The sequence below is a fragment of the Vibrio sp. DNB22_10_4 genome, assembly GCF_052879755.1.
This window is the reverse complement of sequence record NZ_JBNNXW010000001.1, coordinates 516,563-537,986: the sequence shown is the minus strand read 5'-3', so window position 1 is coordinate 537,986 and position 21,424 is coordinate 516,563. Positions and strand designations below refer to the sequence as shown.

The 21,424-nt window shown below is 44.0% G+C and carries 19 protein-coding genes and 1 pseudogene; 10 read left to right on the top strand and 10 right to left on the bottom strand.

Translation table 11 applies throughout. The features are described from left to right. Positions 1 to 84: 84 nt before the first annotated feature. The gene (locus ACVA6Q_RS02160; RefSeq protein WP_446646342.1) at positions 85 to 330 is read left to right on the top strand and encodes a hypothetical protein; all 246 of its coding nucleotides are present in this window, start codon (positions 85 to 87) and stop codon (positions 328 to 330) included. Between the two features lie 46 nt (positions 331 to 376). Here the strand turns inward: ACVA6Q_RS02160 and ACVA6Q_RS02155 are convergent, their stop codons facing one another. Together ACVA6Q_RS02155 and ACVA6Q_RS02150 are read right to left on the bottom strand one after the other, a co-directional pair. Next, positions 377 to 1,234, bottom strand: a complete 858-nt coding sequence (locus ACVA6Q_RS02155; protein WP_446646341.1) for an SMP-30/gluconolactonase/LRE family protein — start codon at positions 1,232 to 1,234, stop codon at positions 377 to 379. Between the two features lie 175 nt (positions 1,235 to 1,409). Continuing rightward, positions 1,410 to 3,059, bottom strand: coding sequence for a mechanosensitive ion channel family protein (locus ACVA6Q_RS02150; RefSeq protein WP_446646340.1), 1,650 nt, complete (start codon positions 3,057 to 3,059; stop codon positions 1,410 to 1,412). A gap of 95 nt (positions 3,060 to 3,154) precedes the next feature. Between ACVA6Q_RS02150 and ACVA6Q_RS02145 the strand changes: the two genes are divergently transcribed. From ACVA6Q_RS02145 to ACVA6Q_RS02130, 4 genes are all read left to right on the top strand, one after another. Further along, positions 3,155 to 3,691: an NUDIX hydrolase gene (locus ACVA6Q_RS02145; RefSeq protein WP_353499814.1), complete on the top strand. Its 537-nt coding sequence runs from the start codon at positions 3,155 to 3,157 to the stop codon at positions 3,689 to 3,691. Between the two features lie 151 nt (positions 3,692 to 3,842). Beyond that, positions 3,843 to 4,181 (top strand): hypothetical protein, encoded by a 339-nt coding sequence (locus tag ACVA6Q_RS02140; protein WP_353499815.1) that lies wholly within the window; start codon positions 3,843 to 3,845, stop codon positions 4,179 to 4,181. Positions 4,182 to 4,399: 218 nt separating this feature from the next. Then, entirely contained in the window at positions 4,400 to 5,548 is a 1,149-nt protein-coding gene (locus ACVA6Q_RS02135; RefSeq protein ID WP_446646339.1) for an iron-containing alcohol dehydrogenase, read from the top strand. 192 nt (positions 5,549 to 5,740) lie between these two features. Next, positions 5,741 to 6,049, top strand: a complete 309-nt coding sequence (locus tag ACVA6Q_RS02130) for a DUF6482 family protein (RefSeq protein ID WP_353499817.1) — start codon at positions 5,741 to 5,743, stop codon at positions 6,047 to 6,049. Positions 6,050 to 6,065: 16 nt separating this feature from the next. On the opposite strand, the gene rarD is transcribed toward ACVA6Q_RS02130, so the two are convergent. Next, positions 6,066 to 6,989 (bottom strand): EamA family transporter RarD, encoded by a 924-nt coding sequence (gene rarD / locus ACVA6Q_RS02125; protein ID WP_446646338.1) that lies wholly within the window; start codon positions 6,987 to 6,989, stop codon positions 6,066 to 6,068. A gap of 325 nt (positions 6,990 to 7,314) precedes the next feature. Between rarD and ACVA6Q_RS02120 the strand changes: the two genes are divergently transcribed. Next, the gene (locus ACVA6Q_RS02120) at positions 7,315 to 8,454 is read left to right on the top strand and encodes a glyceraldehyde-3-phosphate dehydrogenase (protein ID WP_446646337.1); all 1,140 of its coding nucleotides are present in this window, start codon (positions 7,315 to 7,317) and stop codon (positions 8,452 to 8,454) included. A 57-nt stretch (positions 8,455 to 8,511) separates the two neighbouring features. Here the strand turns inward: ACVA6Q_RS02120 and ACVA6Q_RS02115 are convergent, their stop codons facing one another. The 3 genes from ACVA6Q_RS02115 to ACVA6Q_RS02105 all read right to left on the bottom strand — a co-directional run bounded on the left by ACVA6Q_RS02115 (position 8,512) and on the right by ACVA6Q_RS02105 (position 11,047). After that, positions 8,512 to 9,429: a DMT family transporter gene (locus tag ACVA6Q_RS02115; RefSeq protein ID WP_446646336.1), complete on the bottom strand. Its 918-nt coding sequence runs from the start codon at positions 9,427 to 9,429 to the stop codon at positions 8,512 to 8,514. Between the two features lie 254 nt (positions 9,430 to 9,683). Continuing rightward, positions 9,684 to 10,601: a LysR family transcriptional regulator gene (locus tag ACVA6Q_RS02110; protein ID WP_042494969.1), complete on the bottom strand. Its 918-nt coding sequence runs from the start codon at positions 10,599 to 10,601 to the stop codon at positions 9,684 to 9,686. A gap of 5 nt (positions 10,602 to 10,606) precedes the next feature. After that, entirely contained in the window at positions 10,607 to 11,047 is a 441-nt protein-coding gene (locus ACVA6Q_RS02105; protein ID WP_353499821.1) for a MarR family winged helix-turn-helix transcriptional regulator, read from the bottom strand. 118 nt (positions 11,048 to 11,165) lie between these two features. Here ACVA6Q_RS02105 and ACVA6Q_RS02100 point away from each other — a divergent pair, with 118 nt between their 5' ends. The 3 genes from ACVA6Q_RS02100 (at position 11,166) to recQ (ending at position 15,209) form a co-directional block, all read left to right on the top strand. After that, positions 11,166 to 11,588, top strand: a complete 423-nt coding sequence (locus ACVA6Q_RS02100) for an organic hydroperoxide resistance protein (protein ID WP_446646335.1) — start codon at positions 11,166 to 11,168, stop codon at positions 11,586 to 11,588. A 288-nt stretch (positions 11,589 to 11,876) separates the two neighbouring features. Further along, positions 11,877 to 12,677 (top strand): glucosamine-6-phosphate deaminase, encoded by an 801-nt coding sequence (nagB, locus tag ACVA6Q_RS02095; protein ID WP_112460027.1) that lies wholly within the window; start codon positions 11,877 to 11,879, stop codon positions 12,675 to 12,677. 381 nt (positions 12,678 to 13,058) lie between these two features. Continuing rightward, complete coding sequence (gene recQ, locus ACVA6Q_RS02090) at positions 13,059 to 15,209, top strand: DNA helicase RecQ (RefSeq protein WP_446646334.1); 2,151 nt, start codon at positions 13,059 to 13,061, stop codon at positions 15,207 to 15,209. Positions 15,210 to 16,024: 815 nt separating this feature from the next. Here recQ and ACVA6Q_RS02085 read toward each other — a convergent pair. The 4 genes and pseudogenes from ACVA6Q_RS02085 to ACVA6Q_RS02070 all read right to left on the bottom strand — a co-directional run bounded on the left by ACVA6Q_RS02085 (position 16,025) and on the right by ACVA6Q_RS02070 (position 20,187). Then, entirely contained in the window at positions 16,025 to 17,329 is a 1,305-nt protein-coding gene (locus ACVA6Q_RS02085) for a TRAP transporter large permease (RefSeq protein ID WP_446647160.1), read from the bottom strand. Between the two features lie 135 nt (positions 17,330 to 17,464). After that, a pseudogene (locus tag ACVA6Q_RS02080) lies at positions 17,465 to 17,830 on the bottom strand (TRAP transporter small permease); the annotation flags it as partial. 168 nt (positions 17,831 to 17,998) lie between these two features. After that, complete coding sequence (gene dctP / locus ACVA6Q_RS02075) at positions 17,999 to 18,982, bottom strand: TRAP transporter substrate-binding protein DctP (protein WP_446646333.1); 984 nt, start codon at positions 18,980 to 18,982, stop codon at positions 17,999 to 18,001. A 32-nt stretch (positions 18,983 to 19,014) separates the two neighbouring features. Next, complete coding sequence (locus ACVA6Q_RS02070; RefSeq protein WP_446646332.1) at positions 19,015 to 20,187, bottom strand: glycoside hydrolase family 88 protein; 1,173 nt, start codon at positions 20,185 to 20,187, stop codon at positions 19,015 to 19,017. A gap of 192 nt (positions 20,188 to 20,379) precedes the next feature. Between ACVA6Q_RS02070 and ACVA6Q_RS02065 the strand changes: the two genes are divergently transcribed. Next, on the top strand, positions 20,380 to 21,417 hold the full coding sequence (locus ACVA6Q_RS02065; protein WP_446646331.1) for a LacI family DNA-binding transcriptional regulator: 1,038 nt from the start codon (positions 20,380 to 20,382) through the stop codon (positions 21,415 to 21,417). The last annotated feature ends 7 nt before the right edge of the window (positions 21,418 to 21,424 follow it).

The window sequence follows — 21,424 nt, the reverse complement described above, 5'->3', positions numbered from 1 at the left end:
TAACATGCTATTCAACTGCATTCCCTACACACAGTGGTACGGTTAGCCTTTGAGTAACGGTTAGTGAAATTTGGGGGAAGTAGTATGCAGCAGTGCGAAATCAACGTGTATGACTTGAGGTGCGAGGAGCAATCCATCGTGCTGAATATCGAATTTTCCGATGCGACCAAAGCCGATTTTATGTGGGGTAATATGCCAACCACGTCGTGTCGTGATTATATATCCCACCTTGTCGTGGCGGGTAATGTGGTTGCCAAAAAATACATTACTGAAGACGAGCTAAGCGATATGAATCGCGCGTCACACTACACGCTTTCGATGACATGTTAAAGCGGAGCTGTGGGCTCCGCTTTCATCACTATTAAAAAGTAAGTGATTAACTAATCACCACTTTAACGAGATCTTCTTTCAAGCCTTGCGCTACATTCTTAGCAATCAAAAGTTTGCCTTTCTCGTTACTACCTTCTGCCGATGTCACAATTAGGTCACGCATTTCTTCGCCACCAAAGCCAACCATAGTTGGGTTTTCTGAAGGGACATCAATCACCTCAAGTACCTCACCGGTTGGAGAAATCTTGACGATAGATTGACCCGCGTACATCGCAACCCAATAGTTACCATCCACATCGACACTTGCGCCATCTGGGCGGCCATTGTAATCGGTTAAGTCACAGTGCAGCTGCTGCTCACCGTATTGACCCGTGCTTACATCATAACTGTGCTTGAAAACTTTGCTTGTGCCAGTGTCTGCCCAATATAACCATTGGCCATCTGGAGAAAATGCCAGACCGTTACACGTCCACGCAAACATAGGTAGTGCTTCGATAGTGCCATCTAGGTGTAGCTGATGGAACTGACCTTGGTCACCCTCTTTTGCACCATTTCGAGTACCAGCAATAAAGCGTCCACCTGGCGCACCGCGGCCGTCGTTATAGCGCATACGTGGAAATTCAGAGACCAATGGCGCTAGCGACGTCATCTCTGCATCCCAATCTTGGATGTGGTACATACCGGATTTAAGCGCCACGATAAAGCCTTGCTCACCATGCAATGCAAAGCAACCCAACATGTCGTTAAACTCACGTTTTTCACTCACGCCATCTTTGTGACGCCAAAGCTCTCCGTCACAGATGTTCACCCACATCCACGACTCGGTGCGCCAATCCCAGCGCGGGCATTCCGCTAAATCAAAATCTAAATCGACGAACTTTTCAAACTGAAGAGACTGTGCCACGTTGATGTCCTTTTTATACTTGTTGCTATTGGTGAGGTGCCCAGCCAGATTCGCGAATATCTAGCATGGAATTTATGGCCACTGTTGTAACAAAATCAGTGCTTAGGTGCTAGCACTGATTTGTGTTTTAACCCGATAAACTGTTGCTAAAGATAAGGCGAGAAAACTCGTTGCCTTAGCCTTGCCCATCACCCGCTAATTTAAGCGATGTTGGCGCTTGCGTAAGACTGTCGGGATTTAGGTAGGTCGTCGTCGAAGGGAACGCAAACTCAGCACCATGCTCATCAATCACGCGATTAATTTCCATCAGCAGCTCTTGTTGCGTATTGAGAAAATCTTCCCTGTCGCGAGTATCGATGTGGGCGAACACATCAATGTCTAAGCTGTAGTCACTAAACGAGGAGAAGTGAACCCGAAGCGGTGACGCTAAGACCCTAGGGTGCTGTGCTAAAAACTCTCGAATGTCGCGAGTCACCGCCACCATGGTCTCCATTGGCGTTTCATAGCGCAGGCCTAATTTGACTAAAAATGGATAGCGATCTCGACGACTAAAATTGGTAATTTGCATCTTCACCACATCGCCATTAGAGATGGTGATCAAAGTGCGATCTTTGGCTCGGATTCGTGTAGAGCGCACTCCAATCTGCTCCACCACACCGGAAACACTGCCTACCGAGCAAAAGTCTCCCACCGACAATGATTTATCCATAAACATGATTACGCCACCAATCAGGTTCTCCATAGTAGGTCGAATCGCAAGCGCAATCGCCATACCGCCTAAGCTAAGTCCGGTAACAATGCCATATACCGGTACCCCCAAGCGATGCAGACCATATCCAATAACACAAACAGCGCAAAAGCTGCCAGCTAAGGTTCCCGTGATCTGCGCCAGGCTTTTCTTTAGACCCGTATTGATTCGCTGTCCTACCATCAACCAACGGCAGCACGACGCACCAAGCAAATAAGCAGTTTGGGCGATGAGCGGCCAGAACATCAGCTCACCGATCGTATTTAGAGTTGTCATCAATGTGCCGGTCAGGTTGAGCTGATAGTCTGCCGTCCAATCAAATACAAATAACCCAAGCGCCATGAGGACAGGTTTTAGCAGTACATGTTCAACCTTTTGGTACACCCAATAGGCATAAAATGCCAACACAAATACCAGCAGAATCAGCGCGACCCATTGCCATATCGCCTGATCACCAAATTCAACCATCATCTGCTCTGGCATCGCATCGATGAATGCAAACCATGGTGGGGGTATTAAGCGACCTGCACTTAGAGAATAGTATTCATAGTAATCGGGTGAGGCTTGAATGTTGGAAGGTAGATGGCTCACTAAGCGATAAAAACTATGCAAGTGTTCGACGGTCTCGCTTGAGAACTGATACTGGCCTGAAGGCTGCTTAACGATATAAATACTCGTATTCGGCACTGTCCAACGCTCAACGTCCGTGTTGTTAGGAATAGTGCTCGTATCGAAAGGAGGTACACGATCGAGCACCTCTTTTAGCAGCATGACAGACTCAATTGCCACACGATTTTGACTCGAGGCAGACACTTGAGATAAGTCAAACGTTAGCGAAGCTCGTTCAAAAGAAGAACTGATCATTTGACGCTGGGACTCAGTTACATTAGACAAGTCACGATAAATGATTCCCAACTCTTTATTCGCCTGTGTCACCGCCACTATATAACTTTCGTAAGTTTGCTTTGGTGTACTGGTATCAGGCGGTGCAAGCGGAAATCGCTCCTGTGCATTTACCCAACAAGCCATAACGGCAAACATTGTTACCGCAGCTCGTTTCAACCCTATTTTCATCATCCTAGCCCTTTTAGTTGTTATTCACTAAATAGCATAGGATAGATTGAAAAACTGAGGTAAGCTGACCATATGTTTTGCCAACTATTCAGCTAGCTATGACCATAAAAACCTTAGATTCAACCGTCGTCTATCAAAATCCTTGGATGTCTGTTCGTGAAGACAAAATCGAACGTAAAAGTGGTAACCAAGGGATCTACGGTGTTGTCGACAAACCCGATTGCGCAGTGATCATTGCTATCGACAACGGCAATATTCATCTGGTCCAGCAATATCGTTACGCTGTCAGCGAAACTTTTTGGGAACTGCCGCAAGGGGCATGGGAGTCTAATCCGGATGCGAGTCATTTATCTCTTGCAAAAGGCGAACTGCAAGAGGAAACCGGCCTTATCGCTGGCTCTATGACCTATGTTGGCAAGCAATTCATCGCCTATGGGTTCCTTAATCAAACCTGTCATATCTATCTCGCAACCGACTTAACCCAAGGTGAGCCGAGCCACGACAGTGAAGAAGAAGATCTCATCGCAGGTGAATTTACTATTGTTGAATTTGAGCGCATGCTCATTGACGAAGAGATCCAAGATGTAGTGACAACGGCAGCGTGGGGACTGGCAAAGCTTAAAGGGTTAGTTTAGAGGACTGAGCGCTTCGACAACGGCTTCAATGCAACGCTCCTAAACCGATTAATGATCCATGTCTCATTTTTTAAAAACAAGCTCGACTTTACAGCATACTGTTCCAGTATAAACCAATGCACAAATGAAACTTTATGCACAAGGAAGAAGCATGGATCCACTCACCCTTCAAGAAACGCTTATCTCTACCATACGGCAGCTGGAACGCTTTAAACCGAATATCAGACTTAGCGAAGAAGCCTATGATCTCGAATCCGCCGTCAGTAAACTTACCGAGCAGCTGTTTAGCCTCCAATCGCTCAGCAGTTTTAAAGGCTCGGAAAGCGATATTTCACTGTCAATTGAGCTGCTCAAATCACTCTCAAACAAAGCACATAACTCCATTGAGCAAGGTATCGGCCTTGATGACCCTAGGTTAATCATTAACGAGTCTTTGCGGGTAAACTCTCAGCTATCGAAGATAACGCTTGGTGAAATGAACGCTCATTAACCATTCAAAAGTTTAATACGTAGAGTGCTTAACTGATTAATATGCCAATATCTCAACGCGCACATTACATCTAACGCCATGTTTTAAAACATTAATATTGATATCGTTTAATTCTTAAACGCCACGTTACCTATTGATTTACATCATACTTCTCATTAAATGCTCATGTTAGCTTACCGCCATTATATTCATCATGACGAATAGCAAGGAGCATTCAAATGAGCAGTACTATTATCCTTCCATCGACCAACTTGTTAGGAAAAGAGTGTCTAGACAAAGCATTGGATATTATCCAGCAACAGGGATTCACAAAAACACTCATCGTAACGGATGCTGTATTGAATCAAATTGGCCTTGTCGCTCAAATTACAAAAAAACTCGACGATCGTCAGATCGCATCTGCTATCTATGATGGAACTCAACCCAACCCTACTATTCAAAATGTCGAAGCTGGCCTCGAAGTCCTAACAGATGAAGGCTGTGATTTAATCTTATCGGTTGGTGGTGGTTCACCACACGACTGTGCGAAAGGCATTGCGCTTGTCGCCACCAATGGCGGAAAAATCACAGACTACGAAGGCATTAACAAAGCGACACTCGCTCCATTCCCACTCATGTCTATCAACACAACGGCGGGTACAGCATCTGAAATGACAATGTTCAGTGTGATCACCGATGAAGAAAGACAGATCAAGATGGCGATTGTGGATCAAAAAGTCACGCCACTGATTTCAGTTAACGATCCTAACCTGATGCTCGCGATGCCAAGCTCACTCACTGCAGCAACCGGCATGGACGCACTGACTCACGCTATCGAGGCTTATGTTTCAATTGCAGCAAACCCAATCACAGATACGGTGGCGCTTAAAGCGATTGAGATGATCACCAAACACCTGCCTACCTGTGTCACTGACGGTGATAATATCGAAGCTCGTGAGCAAATGGCCTACGCTCAGTTTATGGCGGGTATGGCATTCAACAACGCTCTGCTTGGCTATGTTCATGCAATGGCACATCAACTTGGTGCCACGTATCACCTGCCGCACGGAGTTTGTAATGCCGTATTGCTGCCACACGTGCAACGTTTCAATGCCAGTGCCAACCCTGCCAAGTTTGCTGATATTGCCAAAGCGATGGGCAAAGACACATCAGGCTTGAGTACTGAACAAGCGGCGCAGCTTGCGATTGAAGCTATGGAAGATCTATCAAGTAAAGTAGGCATTCCCGCCACCCTTAAAGAGCTAGGTGTAAAAGCGGAAGACATTACTAAGCTTGCCGAGAGTGCGTTGGAAGACGTGTGCTGTATGACGAACCCTCGTCAAGCAAGCCAAGAGGAAATTGAAGCGATCTTTGCAGCTGCAATGTAATTTCTTCTCTAACTGATACCAAGTCAGGTAGCACCACCCTGCCTGACTTTTACATTGTAAACTCACCAAATGACTCTATAAAACCCACACTTTTACTGCGTAATATTTAACCGCTTATCTGATACCTGCCGTACAAGTTTGTCATTGATTCGTTTTAAACAAACCCAGCTAGGGCAACAATGGAGACGCGCGATGAATACTAAGATAAGCACACTGGAACAATACGCCCAATTTGACAAGCTAGTCATACATTCGTTAGAGATGTCACTTTACCAAGCGTCAGTGATACTGGACGGTGAGGAGCACTACGTCACCCATGATAATGGATCGCTGCTTCGCGCGCACAACGTGGTGGACATGCGCCGCCTTTGTCAAAACCTCTCTGCAAAGGAAGTCGTTCTAAGACAAGACAGCGCTTATGATGAAATGGTGGGTAGTCCGATTAAACACGGTCAAAATACCCTTGAAGTGCCTCTCGGCCGTCTCGATTCCGTTATGTAAAGATTCCGCCCCCGGTTTAAACGGCGCCGTGCGTTCTGGCTCGTTTCACTCCGTCAAGTGCGAGAACGAATAGCGCCATCATCACCAGTACATAAGTTGGCATGTCCGAAGGGTCGACGCGTTCGCCAAGCAGCAGTCCAACGGCAAACACTAAGACAGGCTCAACATAACCTAGTAAACCAAACAAGGACATTGGAAGCGACTGCGACGCGTATAGAAATAGCAGCATAGGCACTGCACCAGCAACCGCGAGGCCAAGGTAGTACAACCAGCTCACAGCCGGCAACGCTTGGATTTGCTCTACAGGTAACAGATAGAAAATCGCAAAGAAAGTTAGCGGCAACAAAAATACATTGTCGAGGGTAAAGCCAACGTCACTCGAAACAGCTAAAGTCTTGCGATGAATAAAGTAGATTGGATACCCCAAAGCAATCAGCAATACAATCCACGATAGACCCTCAGCCATCACATACGCATAGCCGACACCAATGGCAGCTAAGCCACAAGCAAGCAATTGCAGTCGTGACAACGAATCTCCGTAGACGAATTTACCGACAACCACCAGCACCAGAGGTAAGGTGAAATACCCTAGTGCGACAGACAGCGTCTCACCGTACAAGGGTGCCCAAACAAATACCCAGTATTGGGGGGCAACGAGCAGCGCCGATAATAAATAGCGATGCCACAACCGTGTTTGCCTGAATGCCTGCCAAAATTGACGAATACGCCCCGTCACGACAAGAATGACCATCATGAGTCCTGCACTCCACGTTACTCGCTGTGCAGCCACCCAGTGCCCCTCACCACCACTCACCTTGAACGCGCCAAGGTCCGGTTGAAACTGCACATAAAGCGGCAGTAAGCCAAAAAGGCAAGAAGCTAAAATTGAGGCAACAACCCCTTTTGAGGTCTGAGAAAGATCATGAAATCGGCGCAGCATTGTCACCATCACCCTAATATGAAATGTGCGCACATTATCGCAATTTTGTTCTCTGGAATACTTTTATTTCATAGAAAACGTGAATAGACAAAACTCAGCTATCAGATGGCATTCATTCGTGTTTTCCACCAACGTCACCCCATTAGAGCAAACTACCTAATAAGCCAACACAACCTATTCGAATAGCCATTAGATAGCAACGTTCGATGGGCTATCATTGCTAGTAAAATGCTCGAACGCTGACAAATATGACGTTAATATACCGATATAATTGGAAAAATCGCAGGGAGCACTTTTACCTAAACACTATTGAATTGTTAGATGTATGATAAATAATAATAGATCACTTCCGCTATCTCTCCTTGTTACCGCTCTATTGAGCAGCACCGGCCTTCATGCAGGCATGATGGATAACTTCATTGACCCTAAAGACGGACGACTGGATGGCAGTCAGTTTATTCTCGATAATGCCGTCGGTTTTCTACCCATGCCATTAACAGTTACCGACCCTGCCGTTGGCGTCGGTGGCGGTGCAGCACTACTATTCTTTCACGAATCAGAAGAGCGCAAACAAAAGCGTCTTGCTGGTGAGGAAGTAAAAGACATTCCTGCCAGTACATCCGGATTGATGGCTCTGGGTACCAATAACGGCAGCCAACTTTATGGTGGCTTCCACTATGGCAACTGGATGAACGATCGTATCCGATATTTAGGTGGCTTATTTGGTGCCAAGTTCAACCTCAAATACTATCCAATGGCATCATTAGGATCGGTTGATCTTAGCCTCGAAGGCGTCTACTTCTTCCAAGAAATGGACGTTCGTATCGGTGATTCAGACTTCTTTATTGGCGGTGCATACAGCTATATGTCTTCGAAGCCAACACTTGATGGGATAAGCGATCCACTTTTACACTCGAAAGATGGACGCCTCGGCTGGAGAGTTATGTATGACACACGTAACAACCAATTTTCACCCCAACAAGGCACCAAAGCGGGTCTAAAAGTCGATTACCACCGCAAAGCGTTTGGTGGACAATTCGATTATCAAAAATACAACGCCTATGCGCAGCATCATACTCGCCTATCTCAAAACTGGGGACTCGGCGTACGAGGTGATGTAAAGTCGATTTCAGATAATGTCGAGTTCCCTGCATCCATCTACGCCAGACCTTACATCGAAATGCGGGGGATTGCTGCAATGCGTTATCAAGCGGACAATACCGCATTAGGTGAGGTAGAGCTAAGCTACGATATTGACGAGCGTTGGACAGTACTTGGTTTCGTGGGCGCAGCAACGGCCTTTAACCACGATGAAAGCATTGCCAAAAGTCAGCTCCACTATACCCGTGGTGGAGGTTTCCGCTACCTCATTGCTCGTCAATTAGGTTTGCGTGTGGGTGTGGATGTAGCGAAAGGCCCTGAAGAGTGGACAACGTATATCCAGTTTGGTAGCGCTTGGAAATAGCCCTGCAATAATATGATGATGCCACAGACAGTTGCGGCATCATCCCCCTACTCAGGGCTACTTCGTTGGCTTTTTCATCCAATATACCGACAAGGTCACCAAGCACAACCCAACAAAATGATACACAGTGAACGCCTCAGACAGCACCAATACGGCCATAATAGCCGTAACACCAGGGCCAATGTTCGAGGTAATACTCAGCTCTGTCGCGGTTAAGCGTGCCATACCCGCTGCGACAAAATAAGACGGCAACACAGTACAGAAAATCCCCAGTAAAACACCAAGCACGACAAGTTCAAATGACCAACTGCTCATCGACGCAGAAGAGACAGCAAGTTGGATCAGAATGGCAACACCAGCACTTCCCATACCAATACTGGTAAATAGCTCGCTGCCCATCTTGCCAATAATACTTTTACTCAGCATTAGATAGATGGCAAAAATAAACGCGGATGCGATAGCCAAGCCGCTACCCTTCCAAACTTCATTACCCAATGATTGAACATCATGTAACAAGATGGCGACAATCCCTAAATACCCCAGGACAACCGCATGCACAACATTACGCGTAGGTCGCTGACCAAGGCACAGCCAACTCAGCAACACGACAAAACTTGGGAACAAGAAAATCAGCAATCTCTCCAGCTGAGCACTAATATAGGCCAGTGCTGCAATGTCCAAAAAGCTCGCTACGTAGTAGCCGAGGATGCCAACGAGTGCCGCTTGCCAACCATGTTGACGCACCAGTGAACGCTTTTGCCCATCCCGGCACAGCAAACACAACACGATGAGGTAAAAGGGTAATGAACTCAGTGCGCGAAGCGACATAATGGCCGTCGCATCGCCACCATATTGATAGGCTATTTTGATGAAAATCGGTTTGATTGAAAAAAGTGCGGTACCGACTAACGCGTATACTAATCCCTGAACTTGCTGCTTTTTGTCGTGATGAGCGATGTGTGTCCTTGAGTTCATTCTCGTTCCTTTTTTAATTTTGGGCTACGAGAATGAAGGTGCGATTCTGGCTACAATCAACTCGTAGCCAGGCACAGGGGATCCTACCGAGCTACAGGCATAGAGAGTGTGAGCCAGAGGTAAGAAATCGTGTGATGCATAAATAACCTTTTTGATGAAATTTCAGGCTACAAGAAGCTAGCCTGATATGCAACTTACGATTTGCTAGATACGCCAATCCATTAAGCACTTAAATCAAGGCGGTATTAATTCAACTAGACGCGTAAATCACGCAAATAACAGCAAAGCCACTGAATAGCAGGATCGTTGATCGCTGCTCGATTCCAAACAACGCTATAAGCTACTTTGCCATATTCAAATGGCAGAGATTTTACCGTCAATCCCTTCGCTTGGCTGGCGACGTCAGCCCACTGTTTTGAACAAGTAAACAGTAACTCCGACTGATGACACATCACCGCTGCGGCGCCAAAATCAGGCACAATCATTTTCACATCGCGAATACCGTGCTGCTGTCTAAGCGTCTGTTCAAAGTACGGACGACTCAACTCCGACTCAGCAATGCCAATATGCTGACTGTTAAGGTAATGCTCAATCGTTAGATCAACCTCCGCTAATGGGTGGTCAGGTGACATCAAACACACCAACTCATCCTCAAGCACGACTTCCCACACCAGCTCCTTGGTATTAGTCGGTGGCTGACTAACATCGTGTGGCAAGATAATGAAATCCACTTGTCCACTATGAAGTGCCCCAAAGCCGAATTTCGCCTTGGTCATAATATTGAGCTTAGCTTTTGGCGTGAGCTCAGTCGTCAGCTTTGCCAGTGGTTTAGCAAACAGTTCAAACGTACTTTCGCGCATTGATAAACTAAAGCGACCTTCAAACACTTGCGGCTCAAAGCGGGCTTGATTAAGCAAACCATTCATACTCGCTAGCATTGAATGTACGAGTGGTGCGATCTCTACAGCATAGAGCGTAGGCGTTAATGACGTGCCATCTCTAAAAAACAGCTCATCATCAAGAATGTCGCGTAACTGAGTAATGGTTTTACTTACGCTAGAAGGAGTAACAGAAAGTAGTTCTGCCGTTTTGGTCACGTTGCACGTATCTAGCATCACATGCAGCGCCAGTAAATGTTTAAACCCGACTCGATTGAGTCCTTCAATATCCATTTATGTTAATCCATCAAATTGTCTGTTAGTCGCTCACAAATCCGTTTGAGCACCATTGCCTCCTCTGGATCGAGCTTGGCTTTACAAGCAATCGCTCCGGGTATCGACATTGCTTTCTCGCGAAGTGCATTGCCCTGCTCAGTGACAAAAATCATTCGAGCACGCTCGTCGGACTCACTGCGCTTACGCTCCACCAAACCTTTTTGCTCTAGGCGTTTAAGCAACGGCGTTAGTGTACCGGAATCGAGCTTCAATTCTGCCCCGATATCTTTGACATTCATAGGCGCTTGTTTCCAAAGTACCAACATCGTCATGTATTGCAGATAAGTGAGATCGACTTGTTCAAGAATTGGCCGATAGGCACGAGTCACTGCATTGCTAGCACTGTAAAGTGCGAAACAAACTTGCTTGTCTAAATCTAAGGCTTCTGGACTATCTAATTTCATATTTGGCCGCGCGAGTGAATTAAGTTGTGCACAATATACTTGCAATCATCCAACTTTAACAATATAGTTAGCGCACAACCTAATTTTACGCAATTAAAAACGATAGAAGGATGAACTTATGTCAGCACTTTACTCTACTTCAGCAACTGCAATCGCCGGTCGCAATGGTCAAGTATCAACGGACGATGGCTTGCTCGATCTTGCGCTTTCTTATCCAAAAGAGCTAGGTGGAACTGGCGCTGCAACTAACCCGGAGCAGCTCTTTGCGGCAGGTTACTCAGCGTGTTTTTCTAATGCCATTCTTCATGTCGCTCAGCAGCAGAAACTAGCCGTAAAACAAGCACCGACCAAAGCAACGGTCGCATTAAAGGCCAATGAGCATGGTGGGTTTGTTCTTGATGTCGCTCTGGATGTGACTTTGGATATGGATGATGCCGCAGCGCTAGAACTGGTTCGTGTCGCGCACCAAGTTTGCCCATACTCGAACGCACTGCGTGGCAACGTCGACGTTGCTGTTACCGCTAACGGTCAAGCGATCTAGCCAGTGGATTGGGCAGGCACTTCCTGCCCAACTCTCTAAGCTCTTCAGGTGTTGCCGCCAAGTTCCCCTCTCTAAACACCCCAAACTTGTCCTTTATTTTCTGTTGAAAATTTTTCTTGTTAAAAAAGCACCATCTGTTAACAAACACTCAACACCAATGGCAAAAGGCGATCCCGATCAAGAAAAAAACGAAAATTCACAGAAAAGTAATAGCCGTGTCGAAAAACTTTTTTTATAATGCGAATTAATGTTTCAGAACACATTAAATTCTTTTATTAGGGGATCAACATGAGACTTATTCCATTACAGAACGCAGAACAAGTAGGTAAATGGGCTGCTCGCCACATCGTTGAGCGTATCAACGCTTTCAAACCGACAGCAGAAAAGCCGTTTGTTTTGGGTCTACCGACTGGTGGAACGCCTCTTTCAACGTACAAAGCACTTATCGCTCTGCACAAAGCGGGCGAAGTAAGCTTTAAACACGTTGTGACGTTCAACATGGATGAGTACGTAGGTATTGACCCAGAGCACCCAGAGTCATACCGCTCTTTCATGTACAACAACTTCTTCAACCACGTTGATATCCAAGAAGAAAACATCAACCTTCTTGACGGTCTTGCAGACGATATCGACGCACACTGTGCGGCATACGAAGAGAAAATCCGTTCATACGGCAAGATCAACCTGTTCATGGGTGGCGTAGGCATCGATGGTCACATCGCGTTCAACGAACCAGGTTCATCTCTAAACTCTCGTACTCGTATCAAGACACTGACAGAAGACACGCGCATCGCAAACTCTCGTTTCTTCGACAACGACATCAACCAAGTGCCTAAATACGCACTAACTATTGGTGTTGCAACATTGCTAGACGCAGAAGAAGTGATGATCCTAACTATGGGTCACAACAAAGCTCAAGCTCTACAAATGGCTGTAGAAGGCTCTGTAAACCACATGTGGACAGTGACTGCGCTACAAATGCACTCTAAAGCAATCATCGTTGCTGACGATGCTGCTCAACAAGAGCTAAAAGTGAAGACAGTTCGCTACTTCAACGAGCTTGAAGTTGAGAACATCAAAGGTCTATAAGCTTTTATAAGCCTTCAGATGCAAGGTAGCGGAACTTTTCTTCTGCCTTGTGTCTAACAAATTGTTACCTCTTTGCACTTTTAGCAAAAGGCAGCAAAAGCGATGGAAACGCACAGTATTCCAAAGCTCCGTATAGGTCGGGCTTATATGCCAAGCTAAGCCCGACTTTCTCTCGCTACTTCCCCACTCCCAATTACTCACTGCATCTTGAAAAAGCCTTGTAACAACAAGACTGACCTCAAGTCGTACAACTCTCACGACATAGTTCCACAACCACATTGAGTATGACCGCGCATTATCTCGATGAATGCTTGAAAACCCACTCTGCTCCTGACACACTCTCACGCTGTCTTCCCACTCTGCGATAAATCCAAAGCTTCTATGATGCCGAACACTCCGACCGCGACCCCTTTCACTCCCAATGAACTGCTGAAATCTCTTTTTGGTTACGATAATTTTCGTCATCAACAAGCGGACATTATCGACTCGTTGATGTCGGGAAATGATGTGCTGACACTAATGCCAACTGGCGGCGGTAAATCTATTTGTTATCAAATACCGGCTATTCTGAGGCAGGGCGTTGGCGTTGTGGTGTCTCCACTTATCGCACTGATGCAAGATCAAGTCGACGCTCTCCACCAAGTTGGCGTTCGTGCTGCTTATCTCAACTCAACATTGAGCCCGTACGATCAGCAAGTCGTAGAACAGCAAGTACTCACCGGTGACATCCAGATCCTGTATGTCGCACCTGAGCGACTGTTAATGGAGAAGACGCTTCGTTTGTTGGAACAATCAAGCCTGTCACTATTTGCTATTGATGAAGCGCACTGTGTAAGCCAGTGGGGTCATGACTTTCGCCCAGAGTATCAACAGCTCAGCGTGCTCAAACAGCGCTTTCCTACCGTGCCAAGAATTGCGCTCACCGCAACCGCCGATCTAAAAACACGCGAGGAGATCATCGCACAGTTAGCGCTCGAGCAAGCCGATGTGTATGTTCACAGCTTTGATCGCCCTAATATCACTTACTACGTCTCCGACCTTGGCAATGCCAAACAAGAGCTATGGCGCTTTATCGATACTCATCATCAAGATGATGCCGGTATTGTCTATTGTCTATCGCGTAAGAAAGTGGAAGAGACAGCGCAGTGGCTATGTGACATGGGCAAAACTGCTTTGCCTTACCATGCGGGACTATCGAGTGACCAACGCGCCAATCATCAGCGCCGCTTTTTGAGCGAAGACGGCATCATCGTCGTCGCCACCATCGCATTTGGAATGGGGATTGATAAGCCCGATGTTCGGTTTGTGGCGCATTTAAGCCTGCCAAAAAGTATTGAGGCCTATTACCAGGAAACAGGCCGCGCCGGACGCGATGGCATGCCTGCCAATGCTTGGATGAGTTTTGGCATGCAAGACATGGTTCTACAAAGGCAAATGGTGCAAAACTCCGAAGGTGCGGAGCAATATAAGCGCGTATCCATTCAAAAGCTGAATCGACTACTCGGCTATTGTGATTTGGCCACTTGCCGCCGCCAATCTCTACTCGCCTACTTTGGCGAAACGCTATCAAAACCTTGCGGTAACTGTGATAACTGCCTAACACCACCCGAAACCTGGGATGGCTTACAAGCGACACAGAAGGCTCTTTCTACTGTATATCGAACCGGCCAGCGGTTTGGTGTGAGCTACTTAGTCAACATTCTCTTGGGTAAAGCAGACAGTCGAATTACCCAAAACCAACACGATACCCTGTCTACATTTGGTATTGGCAACGACCTTTCCGCTAAAGAGTGGCAAGGGGTATTTCGTCAACTGCTCGCCATGAACCTTCTCGAGGTGCACGGTGAACACGGCAGTTTGCAGCTTACCGAGTTGTGCCGTCCTTATCTCAAAGGCGAGCAGCCCATCGAACTTCGCAAACTGCGAGTCTCGAAAAAAGCGGCGAAAGGCGCGAAAAAGAAAAGCTCTGGCACTTTGTCCGCAGCCGACATGCCGCAGTTTGAAAAGCTTCGCGAAGTTCGCGCAGAACTAGCCAATCAGCAATCGGTACCGGCTTACATGATTTGTCATGATGCAACGTTGGAATCTCTCTCCAGCGTGCGCCCGCAAACCCTCGATGAACTTTCGACTATCCCAGGTTTTGGTGAAGTTAAAATAGAGAAATACGGCGATGCCTTTATCGCTGCTATTGAGCCTAAATCCGAAGCCGAAAAGCAGCTATCAGATACCGAACTTGAGTCTCTTGGGCTTCTTAACAAAGGCTTTACCGTTGAAGACATAGCGAATGAACGCGGGCTAAAAGCAACGACGATCATGTCTCATTTAGCTCAAGCCATAGAGCTGAACGCCTGTGAGTTAAACAGCGTGATCGCTTTGAGCGACGAAGAGATCCAAGCAATTACACAGCAAGCTATAGCATTTGATTCACTAACACAGCAGGCCATCAAGCCACTATTCGAGCACTTTGAACAGCAATACGACTACGGCACATTGAAATGTGTACTCGCGAAAATGGCTTCACAAGGCCAATAAAAATGGAATATCAGATTGCACCGTTGACGATGTGTTTACCACTTTAGGCTAGTGTTTCCATCGAGATGATGAATATATGATCACAACATCGCTACAGGAAAGTAGCTAAAGGGATATTTGAGATTGTAGAGCGTGGGAGACTCAGCCCTCCCGAGTTTACGATTACTATCTTTGACGCCAAGACCGATTGTCTTGGCGTTTTTTTTGTGTACTGAGATCCTATCGAAAAACGGTATGGCTCACCAACAAATATTGAAGTTTTAACCTTACCTATCAGGTACGAAGTAGCTCTAATGGTTGCCAAGTTAACATGCCTATAGGAAGCTAAGTTACTCAAAATAGCATTAAACAGTGAAAACACTCTCGTTAACCTTAATGTTCAAACCAAGGTCTACTAATGGAAGAAAACCAGCTACTAGAAAGCTGGTTTAATAACTGGTTAATATATTACGCAACCACTTAAAATACTACTTACACAATAATTTAAACTCGCTCATCAACGTGTGCTTGCTAAACTTTAGCTTTGCAAGAAGAAAAGGTACCGATGACCTTGGTTGTCTATGGTAATAGTCGGCTCTTGATACCAATACTAAAATTCACCACCACCCAACGCGAACGGAATGATCCCTTATATAGGTCGGACAGCACTCTCTAGTGAACGTGCTTTCATGTCAAACCAGGCTCCACCAGTACCCTAATCATAAGAGAGCTGTACGTTTCATAATAAGTAACTAGCAGCTCAAGCATATAATTTACTAATTTTTAATAATCTATTCTTGTATGAATCACACTTTTATTAAAAGGGTTTCTAACATTTAGCTTAGCCCGAAGAGTCTAGGTAGTGCTAATGACAATACTGGGAAGTAGGTAATCAGCATCAAACCAATAATTTGAACTGAGAAAATTGGTAGCAAAGGCTTAATTACACTTGTAATTTTCTCACCAGTAATTCCACATGAGACAAATAATACCGTCCCAACAGGAGGTGTCACTACACCCATAGATAGATTATAAACCATTATTACGCCAAAATGCACTGGATCAACACCCAACCCAGTAACAATCGGATATAAAATTGGTGTAAATATTAACAACGCAGGCGACATATCCATGAACACACCAACAATTAATAGTGTGATATTAATTAGTGCCAAAATAACATATTTATTGTCGCTAAAGCTTATTAACATTTCCGCTACAGTATCTGGAATAAACGCAAAAGTCATACTCCAGCTCATGACACTAGAGCAAGCTATTAGAAACAGAATAACTGCAGAGCTAATGGCTGAATCATAGAGAGTTGTCATTAAGCTCTTCCAGTTTATTGTCTTATACAACACAGACAATAAAAGGCTATACGCTACTGCTATACCAGATGCTTCAATAGCGGTAAAAACACCCCCAATGATTCCACCAATAACAATAAAAATTAGCATTAAGCTTGGTAAAGCACCCCAAAGAACATTCAAGAAAGCCTTGTGGTCAATAGACGCTTTAGATACTGGGTAGTTATTTTTCTTCGCATAACCATATGCGACAATCATTACACTTAAACCAATGATAATCCCTGGAATATAACCTGCTACAAACAATGCAGCAATGGAAGCGCCACCACCAGTAATCAAAGAGTATACAATGAACACACCAGTAGGAGGAATAAGCATTCCCGAAATTGAAGACGCAGCATTGACAGCCGTACTAAATGGCATGTCATATTTCTTTTCTTTTGCCATTGGAGTAATTATACCACCAATAGCAGTTGAAGCAGCAATGGCTGAACCAGAAAGTGAACCAAACAACATATTGGCAACAATGTTAGTTTGCCATAGGCTCCCTGGAATCCTCCTGCCGATTAGCATTGCAAAGTTAATCAGCCTTCTCGCAATACCACCTTGATTCATTATATTTCCTGCTAGGATGAAAAAAGGTAAAGCTAGGAACCCAAAGTTATTTAGAGATGCAAAAAGTGTCTCGCCAGTAGTACTTACTAACTCTGAAAAATTCATTTGTAAGCTAAGCGTCATTAACCCCGCTATACCTAATCCGACAGCAATAGGCATACCAATTAGCAAGAAGAAAAAGAAGGAAATGAACAATACAAAAAACGAAAGCATTTCAATATTGTCTTCAATGTAATCCATTGAAAGCTCGTGAGACTTAATTTCAGAATATGCTAAAAGTAATAGCCCCACAAAAATAGAGATAACAATAAATTTAGAAAAATTATTGCCATTCCTAATAATCAATTTACTAAGTTTAACAGCGCTAGACAAACAAATAATCACACCTAGAATCATTACTACTGATTGCAATAATCCCAGACTCATTTTCAAAATTGGTGTAAACGCCTGATTATCTAAGCCGACATAACCACTATAGGTAACAATCCCACCAAATAAGAACGAAGCTATAATTGTTATAATTGATAGAGTATCTTGTTTTCCTTCTGATACTTTATCTAAGATAATAGGTAAGTTTAGATGTTTAGACTGTAGAAAACACGCTGATGCTCCAAGTAAACCTAGCCATATCAGCATATAAGTGAGTAACTCAGAAGACACGTTACTAGGTGAATTTAGTACATACCGACAAAATACTTGATAGACAATCAAAATGCTCATAACACCTAGTGTCAATATTAATGTCGGTTTTAGCATCTTGTTAACCAACTCATCAAACTTATCCAAAAAACAAGATTGATAGCCACCTTTCATCACATTGAAATTTATCATAATGAACTCTTCGCGTGGAGGTATAAAAGGCCGATAGGTATCGGCCTCTATAATAAATTAACTACGGCCCTGAAGGGTAAAGATCACATTTAATAGCTCATGCTTCTTAGGATCTTTTAGTGCATCTTGATACATAGGCTGAACGGCCTCAACAAAAGGCTCAATGTCAACTTCGTTAATCGTTACACCAAGCTTTTCAATACCAATTCTCTCTGACTCTGCTTGTGTATTATCAACAAAAGATAGCGATTTCCTACTCACTCGATCAAACTCATTATAAACTATTTCAAGATCTTCTGGAGAAACTCTAGATTTAAACTTGTCACTAATTATAACATAGTCACTTAGGCGAGTATGGTTTGTGTGCGTACCATATTTTGTAACTTCACCATACTTGATCTCCCAAAGAGCGGCCACACCACCTTCAGCGCCATCAATGACACCTTGTTGTAAAGCCGGGTACACTTCACTGAATGCCATCGGTGACGGTACTGCACCGAATGACTCCAACATTCGAATGTAGTTCTCGCTACCCATAGTTCGGATTTTCATCCCCTTGAGGTCATCCATAGTCTTTATTTCCTTGGAGGTCATAATTCCACGGAAACCATTACTTAAGAAACCTAATGGATTCATACCTTTCTCGGACAGAGCTTTATCAATTAGTACCTTGACATTGTCATCGTACATTGTGTCACTGTACTCATCTAAACTCCTAAAGATATATGGAAGGTTTAGCACGCCCATTTCTGGTGCAATATTTTCTAATGTAGCTGTATTTGTAATACCCGCTGAAATAACGCCACTTTGGACTTTCTGTAAGTAATCACCTTGACTCCCAAGTGTACCATTCCAAAATATTCTAAAGTTTACGCGTCCATCTGTTTTATCTTTTACTGAATCAGAAAACTCTTGAAGTAGAATACCAGGAGCTCCATCACTAGGAATATTTGTAGCAAATTTATACACTTTAGCACTTGCTGTTGTCGTGAAAGCTAAGCAAACACTAGCAAGAATTAGTGAGTTTTTTAAATTAGACATTTTGTTTCCTTTTGTTATTTAGTTTTACTCTATTACCAAAAGAGCTTATTATGACCAAGTGCGCGTACAACAGCTTCAAAATAGTAGTAATCACCATATGGAAGCATAGCATTTGCTAAAAACTCTTTATCTAACTCATGAGCTTGGTGGACGTAAGAAGCTGAATTAGACAACAATCCTTGAGCTTCAATATTTCCCGTTAGATCATAATTATTTCTCAATGCCAGCAGCATTTTTTCGCCAAAATTTCGATATTTTTTAGCTAACTTATCTTTACCTTGGGTTTCCAATACTTCAGCAAGAAGATAAAGGCCTGCGGCGGTAATTGAACCTGCAGACGTATCTTTATATTGTTTCTCTTCTTTTGGCAGACGATAGTCCCAAATAGGAACAAAGTCATCAGTAATATTTCCCATAACAAAATCTGTTAGCTTCATACTCAGTTCAGAGTATCGCTCATCACCTGTTAATAGCGCCATTTGAGCAAACCCATGAATAGCCCATGCTTGTCCGCGGGACCAACACGATTCATCAGCGTACCCTTGGAAGGTCTTTCCAGCGATAGGCTGATTTGTCTTGGTATCAAAATCATAGGTATGGTAGGTACTAAAATCATCGCGAACCAGATATTTTAGGGATGTTTCAGCTTGTCGAATCGCGACCTCTTTATAAGATTCAATATTGGTTTCAGAATAAGCCCACATCAGCAAAGATAGATTTTGCATACAGTCGATAATGATCTTGCCTTGAACCAGTTCAGCATGAGCTTGACCTTCTGTTCCTGCGGTCCAAGCCACTAGATAGTTACCATTCCAATTGAACCGACTGCGCAGCGCATCAGCAGCTTTTAGTGCGAGATCACGAGCGGTTTCATTACCCGTCAACTTGTAGTCCGCTACAGCTGTCAACGAAAACTCAAAACCCAAATCGTGATTCAGCCACATTGGATTGTTTAAGATTTCTCCAAAATGCGTGTAGCGCATACGCGCCATATTTTTGTACTCTTGCTTACCAGTCAACATGTAAGCTAACCAAAGTTCACCAGTCCAAAATGAGTCAGTCCAGAAGTAATTTTCTTTGGGGTACTGCCACGCAAAGTCTTCGGGGCCTGCGCCTATCATTGGATTACGATTACCAATTATGGGAGCATTACGCTCGATACTACCCAGAATATCATTCTTAATTTCTGTTAATTCTTTAAACATAATTTTTCAACCTAACTAACTTTCAACAGATTACGTGGTTTCGATGAAGTGGAGTTTAAAGAACGAAATACCAAAAAAATGTGATTCAGAACACGAAAAATGCAACATCGCATTCTAATGACTTGTTTCATTGATTATAAAGTTTGAGTCGTGATGCAGGTCATATGTCACTTAATAGAAGAGTACAACGAGATGAGTATTGAACGAATTGCACAAATAGCTGGGGTGTCTAAGGCCACTGTTTCTCGAGCGATTAATAACCCAACTATCGTAAAAGCAGAAACCGTTGAAAAAGTTAACAAGGTTATTGAGGAGATTTCTTATAAACCAAGAATTAAGAAAACCTTATCTGTAAATATCTATTTCAGCAAAATTTCAATTGTCATTCATTCCTCTGTTCTTCAACCGCATAGCTTTTACTTTACAATTTATGAACACCTAAATAACGAAGCTAAGAAATTTGGCTTAGATACAGAAACTTTCATCGTAAGCTCAGATACTGAAATTTCGGCTATGATTAAGAAAATCAAGAATTCTGAAGCAGTTATTATCGCGGGCATGACCGACAGCGAGCTCAATAACACTATGTTTCAGTCCAATGTCCCCACAGTTCTCATCAACTGTTTCGATGATCTAATGAGACTAAGTAGTATCAGTCCAGATTATGAACTTGGTGGTTTCTTACTCGGTAAGTCTCTGATAAATAAGGGTTATAAAAGTCCCAAAATCCTCACAACTATCCCTCGCTTAACCATTCAGCAAAGAGTAGACGGTTTCTTTCGAGCAATGAAGATGCATGAAATAAACTTTGAATATGCCAAGGACGTGATCGATATTCGCTCCTATGCTGACACACAAACATTACAACTTATGAATAATGATACGGCTGGGCAGGATTTGGGTAGTAGCCTAGTTATGGATAAAATCGTTGATTCTGGTGTTTTTGAAGATTGTGATGTCGTTTTTTGTATTTGTGATTTAATGGCGATCTCTTTGATTCAATCTCTTAAATCAAAGAACATTTCAGTTCCAAAAGACATTGCAGTTGTTGGCTTTGATGATCTAGATATTTCATCTTTAGTCTCCCCCTCCTTAACAACGATCAGACCTGCATATGGAAGCCTCGCAAAGTCAGCTATCTACAAACTGATACACTTAAGTAATGATGTTCAAGAGCCTACTGTTCGTTCCTATACCGAGGTTAGTTATGTAGAAAGAAACTCTTTATAGATCTAAA

Excerpts from the sequence above, each read along its gene's own strand:
- ACVA6Q_RS02145 (WP_353499814.1), top strand. The coding sequence starts at position 3,155 with ATGACCATAAAAACCTTAGATTCAACCGTCGTCTATCAAAATCCTTGG.
- ACVA6Q_RS02100 (WP_446646335.1), top strand. The coding sequence starts at position 11,166 with ATGTCAGCACTTTACTCTACTTCAGCAACTGCAATCGCCGGTCGCAAT.
- nagB (WP_112460027.1), top strand. The coding sequence starts at position 11,877 with ATGAGACTTATTCCATTACAGAACGCAGAACAAGTAGGTAAATGGGCT.
- ACVA6Q_RS02110 (WP_042494969.1), bottom strand. The coding sequence starts at position 10,601 with ATGGATATTGAAGGACTCAATCGAGTCGGGTTTAAACATTTACTGGCG.
- dctP (WP_446646333.1), bottom strand. The coding sequence starts at position 18,982 with ATGTCTAATTTAAAAAACTCACTAATTCTTGCTAGTGTTTGCTTAGCT.
- ACVA6Q_RS02160 (WP_446646342.1), top strand. The coding sequence starts at position 85 with ATGCAGCAGTGCGAAATCAACGTGTATGACTTGAGGTGCGAGGAGCAA.
- recQ (WP_446646334.1), top strand. The coding sequence starts at position 13,059 with ATGATGCCGAACACTCCGACCGCGACCCCTTTCACTCCCAATGAACTG.
- ACVA6Q_RS02130 (WP_353499817.1), top strand. The coding sequence starts at position 5,741 with ATGAATACTAAGATAAGCACACTGGAACAATACGCCCAATTTGACAAG.
- ACVA6Q_RS02070 (WP_446646332.1), bottom strand. The coding sequence starts at position 20,187 with ATGTTTAAAGAATTAACAGAAATTAAGAATGATATTCTGGGTAGTATC.
- ACVA6Q_RS02115 (WP_446646336.1), bottom strand. The coding sequence starts at position 9,429 with ATGAACTCAAGGACACACATCGCTCATCACGACAAAAAGCAGCAAGTT.
- ACVA6Q_RS02105 (WP_353499821.1), bottom strand. The coding sequence starts at position 11,047 with ATGAAATTAGATAGTCCAGAAGCCTTAGATTTAGACAAGCAAGTTTGT.
- ACVA6Q_RS02135 (WP_446646339.1), top strand. The coding sequence starts at position 4,400 with ATGAGCAGTACTATTATCCTTCCATCGACCAACTTGTTAGGAAAAGAG.
- ACVA6Q_RS02065 (WP_446646331.1), top strand. The coding sequence starts at position 20,380 with ATGAGTATTGAACGAATTGCACAAATAGCTGGGGTGTCTAAGGCCACT.
- ACVA6Q_RS02140 (WP_353499815.1), top strand. The coding sequence starts at position 3,843 with ATGGATCCACTCACCCTTCAAGAAACGCTTATCTCTACCATACGGCAG.
- rarD (WP_446646338.1), bottom strand. The coding sequence starts at position 6,989 with ATGCTGCGCCGATTTCATGATCTTTCTCAGACCTCAAAAGGGGTTGTT.
- ACVA6Q_RS02120 (WP_446646337.1), top strand. The coding sequence starts at position 7,315 with ATGATAAATAATAATAGATCACTTCCGCTATCTCTCCTTGTTACCGCT.
- ACVA6Q_RS02150 (WP_446646340.1), bottom strand. The coding sequence starts at position 3,059 with ATGATGAAAATAGGGTTGAAACGAGCTGCGGTAACAATGTTTGCCGTT.